Here is a 5,801-nt window from a genome sequence, read left to right on the forward strand (position 1 = left end):
CTCGGCACAGGCCAAAGCCGCGAGCGGCTTCGACAAGGCCGCCTTCACCGTCGACTGGAAGACCCGCCAGGCCCGCTGCCCCGAAGGACGGACCAGCAGCGGCTGGTATCCCGTCACCCAGCACGGCCGCGACGCCATCGTCGTGGAATTCGCCAAGGCCGACTGCCGCACCTGCCCCTCCCGCGGCAAGTGCACCGCAGCGGCCCGCGGCAACCGCATGCTCACACTGCGGCCGAAGGAACTGCACGAAACCCTCGCCGCCGCCCGCGCCGAGCAGAAGACCGACTCCTTCAAGACCCGGTACAAGCTGCGGGCCGGGGTGGAGGGCACCGTCAACCAGGCCCTGGACGTCACCGGGATCCGCCGGGCCCGCTACCGCGGACTGCCCAAGGTCCGCCTCCAACACGCCTTCTCCGCCACCGCTATCAACATCGTACGACTCGACGCCCACTGGGCCGGGCAGCCCCTGGACCGCTCACGCAGCAGCCACCTCACCCGACTCAGCTACAAACTCGCCAGTTGACACACGAATTGCGCACCAGAGTCCTGTTCGTGGCCGGATGGTGGCGGGCCCGGCACGCGAGCACCCGCGCGTTCGCGATCGCGGCCCTCGCACCTCTGGCCACGGCCGTCGCATACGTGTGCAGCGAGTTGCTCAAGTCCGTGGTGGCGGAGGACCGTCCGTGCCGGGCGGTCGCCGGCGCCGCCACGTCCCTCGCGGAGTGTCCGCCGCACGGCGACTGGTCCTTCCCGAGCAACCACGCCACGATCGCGGGTGCCTCGGCCCTCACCCTGGTACTGGTCCGGCGCGCGCTCGTCCTGCTGACGGTCCCGCTGGCCCTGCTCATGGCCTTCTCCCGGGTGTTCGTCGGTGTGCACTACCCGCACGACGTGGCGGCGGGGCTGCTGCTCGGCACGGCCGTGGCCTTCACCGCCGTACGACTGGCCCTGCGTCCGGCGCTCCGGCTCACCGGGACGATGCGTGCCTCCTCGGCGCCCGCCGCTCGATGGCTCACCGGCCCGGGGCCTCGGCCCCTCGCCCGCGCGGTGCCGCCGTCCCCCGCACACCGGCGCCGCTGAACGGGTTCAGGCCGATACCAGGCCCGCCTCGTGCGCGACGATCGCCGCCTGTACGCGATTGCGTACGCCGAGCCGGTCGAGGACGGCACTGACGTACGCCTTCACCGTGCCCTCGACGAGATGCAGCCGGGCGGCGATCGCCGGGTTCGACAGCCCCGCCCCGACCAGGCCCAGCACCTCACGTTCGCGGGGGCTCAGCACCGCCGCCCGCGCGCGTGCCTCGGCTTCACGGGCGAGCCGCCCGCTCCCGTCGGCGCCGCCGAGGCCCTCGATGAAGAACCGGGCCACCTTGGGCGACAGGAACGCCGCACCGTCCGCCACCGCCCGTACGCCCGCGATGAGTTCGTACGGGTCCCCCGACTTCAGCAGGAAGCCGGTGACACCGCCGCCGAGGGCGCGGGCCACAGAGGCGCGTTCGGAGAAGGTGGTGAGCATCGCGACCGCCGTGCCGGGGACGGTGCGGACCATCTCCTCGGCCGCCGCGAGCCCGTCCAGGGCGGGGCATGCGGATGTCGAGCAGCGCGACGCCGGGGCGGTGCGCCCGGGCGAGTTCGACGGCCTCGCGCCCGTCGCCGGCCTCGGCGACGACCTCCGTCTCCCCGCCGCTGTCCAGGATGGCACGCACCCCGGCACGCACCATCGCCTCGTCGTCGGCCAGCAGGACCCGGATCACCGTGCGAACTCCTCTTGTTTCTCGATGCCTTCGCCGGCGGCGCCGACGCGCGGGATCACGTTCTTGGCCGCCAGACGGCCCTTGTCGTCGAAACAGAGCCGGAAGTGGTCGACGGAGACGAAGAGCTCGCCGCTCGCCCGGTAGTAACGGCAGTGGGTGTCCTCGGGCGGGGCGGGCGCCCGTTCGGACGGCGGGTCCTGGACGTGCCGGTCCGGCAGCACCGGCGCGAGGTCCGCGTCCGGTGTGCCCGGGCGCAGTGCGGCGTACGCCGCGGGCTCCAGCACCGAGTGCGTCTCGGTGTAGGCGTACCAGCCGACGCCCGAACCGACCAGGACGACGCCCGTACCGGCGGCGGCACCGAGACCGGCGGCGACACGGCGCCGGGCGCGGGTGAAGGGCGCGGACGGCGCATGTGACGACCGGACGGCCGTGGCCGCCTGCGCGGGGACATGGGCGCTGACCCGGTATCCCTCCTCGTACGGTCCCGCATCGAGCGTGCCGCCGGCCGCGGTGACGGCCGCACGCAGCCCTGACAGACCCGAACCTCCGCCGGGCACCGCGGGACTCCCGCCGTCGGGCCGGCCGTTGGTGACCGTGACGGTCGCTCCTCGTGTCTCGTCCCCGGTCACCGCCACGACGACGGGTGCGCCCGGTGCGTGCCGTGCCGCGTGGGTCAGCGCCTCCCTCGCCACCCGGTGCAGCAGCCGTTCGGCGGCCCCGCCGGGTGTCACGGCGGTGCCACGCGCGTCCGCCTCCCAGCGCACGGGCAGTCCGGACTCGGCCGCGCGGGCGACGAGTTGCTCGACGTTCTCACCGGCCGGAGCGAGCGGTACGGGTTCGTCGTCCCCCTCCCGCAGGACGCCGATGATGCGGTGCAGCCGCTCCGTGGCGTCCGCGGCCGCCGCGCGCAGGTCGGCCGCGGCGGCGCGGTGGTGGCCGCGGAGGTCGGGGGCGACCTGGAGAGCCCCCGCACGCAGGGCGATGAGGCTCAGCTCGTGCCCCAGGGAGTCGTGCATGTCCTGGGCGATCCTGGCCCGCTCGCGCAGGCGGGCGCGGTCCCCGGACAGGCGCTGCTCCTCCTCCAGTCGGGCCGCCCGCGACCAACCCGCCGCGGTCAGTTCCCGGCTCTGCCGCCAGTAACGCCCGCCGAGCCAGGGGAAGACACAGCCGAAGAGAAGGGTGCCGGTCAGGACCAGCCACTGGGGCACCGGATCGAGCCCCGCGAACACGATCTTCACGGTGCCGGCGCAGCCGACGGCGGCGAAGCAGAGCGCCGCGGGCGCGGTACTGGCCGCCCGCAGACCGAGCAGCAGGGCGAGCACGGCGAGCGCGGGGCCGAAGGAGAGGCTGAACAACGCCGGTGCGGAGGCGAGGCTCAGCACGGCCGTCAGCCCGAAGGCGGCGAGGGGACGGCTGCGGGCCGCCGCGGTGGCGAGGGCGAGCACCGCCAGCCCGGCGATCTGCTGCCGGAGCGGGCGCGGCTCGTTGAGTCCGAGCCGGTCGACGGCGAGCACCGGCAGGGCGAGGGCCGCCCACAACAGGCAGCCCCTGCCGAACCCGGCGAGGCGAGCACCTTCCATGCCTCGACGCTACAAGCGGTCGCGGGGGTGCCGCTGCTGCCGATCGTCAGGCACGTCGTCACCCGGCGGGGTGGGAGGGTTGGCGGGGGTGATGATCTGTGGTGAGCAGTTCTCTCGGAAGTGAGCGGCGCTCTCGCTAGTGATCAGTGGCCTCGTGGTGAGCAGTGGTCTCGCAGCTGAGCAGTGCTCTCGGAAGTGAGCGGCGCTCTCGCAGGTGATCAGTGGCCTCGTGGTGAGCAGTGGTCTCGCAGCTGAGCAGTGCTCTCGTAAGTGGGCGGCGCTCGCGCGGCCAGCGCTCTCTGATGCGATCGGCGCTCTCGAAACGGGTCGTCGCTCGCCGGGGTGACCGGTGCTCTCGGAGGCGAGCAGTGCTCCGCCGACGACCAGCGTTCGCGTCGGTGAGCGGTGCTCTCTCCCGTGATCGGCGCTCCCGAGAAACGGTGCTCTCGAAAGTGAGCGGTGCTCTTGCCGACGTCCCGCGCCCCGGACAACCGTGGCGCTCCCCCCGGAAGCGGGCCCCGGCGTGGCAGGATCGGTGGGTCATGACTGCTCCCACGAAGCCCCCGTACGGCACCGCCGCCGATTCCGCGTCCGAGCGTGCTCCCGGTGAGCCGCTGCACTCCCCCGTCATCGACTGGTTCGACGAGCACGCCCGGGATCTTCCGTGGCGGCGCCCGGAGGCCGGCGCGTGGGGAGTGATGGTCAGTGAGTTCATGCTCCAGCAGACCCCCGTGAACCGGGTCCAGCCCGTCTACGAGCAGTGGCTGGCACGTTGGCCGCGCCCCGCCGACCTCGCCGCGGAGGCGCCCGGTGAGGCCGTCCGCGCCTGGGGCCGGCTCGGCTACCCGCGTCGCGCGCTGCGGCTGCACGGCGCCGCCGTCGCCATAACGGAACGGCACGGCGGTGACGTACCGGCGGACCACGCCCAGTTGCTGGCGCTGCCCGGCATCGGCGAGTACACCGCCGCGGCTGTGGCGTCGTTCGCCTACGGGCAGCGGCACGCCGTGCTGGACACCAATGTCCGCAGGGTGTTCGCCCGCGCGGTCACCGGTGCCCAGTACCCGCCGAACGCCACCACCGCCGCCGAGCGCCGGCTCGCCCGGACGCTGCTGCCGGAGGACGCCGCCACCGCCGCACGGTGGGCCGCCGCCTCCATGGAACTGGGCGCACTGGTGTGCACGGCGAAGAACGAGTCGTGTCATCGCTGCCCGATCGCCGCGCAGTGTGCCTGGCGGCAGGCGGGCAAGCCGGCCCACGAGGGTCCGCCGCGCCGCGGCCAGACGTACGCGGGTACGGATCGTCAGGTCCGCGGGCGGCTGCTGGCCGTTCTGCGGGAGGCGCACCAGCCGGTGCCGCAGGCCGCGCTGGACCGGGTGTGGCACGAGCCGGTGCAGCGCGCCCGCGCGCTGGACGGTCTGGTCGCCGACGGGCTGGTGGAACCGATGCAGGGCGGCCTGTACCGGCTGCCACTGACCTGATCCCGGCCCGCCCGCCCGCCCGCCTGCCTACAACCCCAGCCCCAGCCCCACAGTGACAGTCCCGGCGTCGGCCCTGCCCCGCCGCCGCACTCACTCCCGTCACAACGACACGACCGCCGATATCACCTGATAGCCGCATCAATCCGCCGTCCGCTCCACCCCCTTCCCTCTTCCGTTACACAACCGACGGACAGCCGAGGGCTGCTCGCAGGCTGCTTCGGACAGTGCCGTGACAACGTCTCCGTACCTTCGGTCAGGTGCTCGACGAGGGCACGACGACCGAGGGTCACAGACGGTCCGGCCGGCTCAGTGAGCGGGGCGGAACGGGGAGCGGAAGGCGGTTCACCATGGCGCAGGGCGAGGTGCTCGAGTTCGAGGAGTACGTCCGCACCCGGCAGGACGCGCTGCTGCGCAGTGCCCGCCGTCTGGTCCCGGACCCCGTGGACGCGCAGGACCTGCTGCAGACCGCGCTGGCGCGGACGTACGGCCGCTGGGAGACCATCGAGGACAAGCGGCTGGCCGACGCCTACCTGCGCCGGGTCATGATCAACACGCGGACGGAGTGGTGGCGGGCCCGCAAGCTGGAGGAGGTGCCCACCGAACAGCTCCCGGAGCCCTGTGTGGACGACGCCACCGAGCAGCACGCGGACCGTGCCCTGCTGATGGACGTGCTGAAGGTGCTCGCCCCGAAGCAGCGCAGTGTCGTGGTGCTGCGACACTGGGAGCAGATGTCCACGGACGAGACGGCCGCCGCCCTCGGTATGTCGGCCGGAACGGTCAAGAGCACGCTGCACCGGGCGCTCGCCCGGCTCCGTCAGGAGCTGGAGGCCCGCGATCTGGACGCACGCGCGCTGGAGCGTGAGGAGCGGGAGCGTTGCGCGGCCTGACCGGCACGGGACCCACGCGGTCCCGGACCAGCGCCCGGGTGGCGAGCACGGCGACGGCCGTGCTCGCCGCTGTCGTGTTGTTCGCGGGCGGTTGCGGCACGGG

At 73.5% G+C, this 5,801-nt stretch carries 5 protein-coding genes and 1 pseudogene; 4 read left to right on the forward strand and 2 right to left on the reverse strand.

The window, feature by feature from the left end; genetic code table 11:
- Together B9S61_RS22640 and B9S61_RS22645 are read left to right on the forward strand one after the other, a co-directional pair.
- On the forward strand, positions 1-523 hold a 523-nt coding region (locus B9S61_RS22640), incomplete at its 5' end, for a transposase (protein ID WP_181007444.1).
- Entirely contained in the window at positions 520-1,080 is a 561-nt protein-coding gene (locus tag B9S61_RS22645; RefSeq protein ID WP_258039797.1) for a phosphatase PAP2 family protein, read from the forward strand. The genes B9S61_RS22640 and B9S61_RS22645, both read left to right, overlap by 4 nt.
- Before the next feature lie 6 nt (positions 1,081-1,086).
- Here B9S61_RS22645 and B9S61_RS22650 read toward each other — a convergent pair.
- Positions 1,087-1,753: pseudogene (locus B9S61_RS22650) on the reverse strand (response regulator).
- Positions 1,750-3,333, reverse strand: a complete 1,584-nt coding sequence (locus B9S61_RS22655) for a sensor histidine kinase (RefSeq protein WP_103543917.1) — start codon at positions 3,331-3,333, stop codon at positions 1,750-1,752. The pseudogene B9S61_RS22650 and the gene B9S61_RS22655 overlap by 4 nt, the downstream one beginning before the upstream one ends.
- Before the next feature lie 542 nt (positions 3,334-3,875).
- Between B9S61_RS22655 and B9S61_RS22660 the strand changes: the two genes are divergently transcribed.
- On the forward strand, positions 3,876-4,811 hold the full coding sequence (locus tag B9S61_RS22660; RefSeq protein WP_103543918.1) for an A/G-specific adenine glycosylase: 936 nt from the start codon (positions 3,876-3,878) through the stop codon (positions 4,809-4,811).
- A gap of 347 nt (positions 4,812-5,158) precedes the next feature.
- Positions 5,159-5,698: a SigE family RNA polymerase sigma factor gene (locus B9S61_RS22665; RefSeq protein WP_103543919.1), complete on the forward strand. Its 540-nt coding sequence runs from the start codon at positions 5,159-5,161 to the stop codon at positions 5,696-5,698.
- The last annotated feature ends 103 nt before the right edge of the window (positions 5,699-5,801 follow it).

The organism is Streptomyces sp. SM1, assembly GCF_002910825.1.
GTDB lineage: Bacteria > Actinomycetota > Actinomycetes > Streptomycetales > Streptomycetaceae > Streptomyces > Streptomyces okerensis.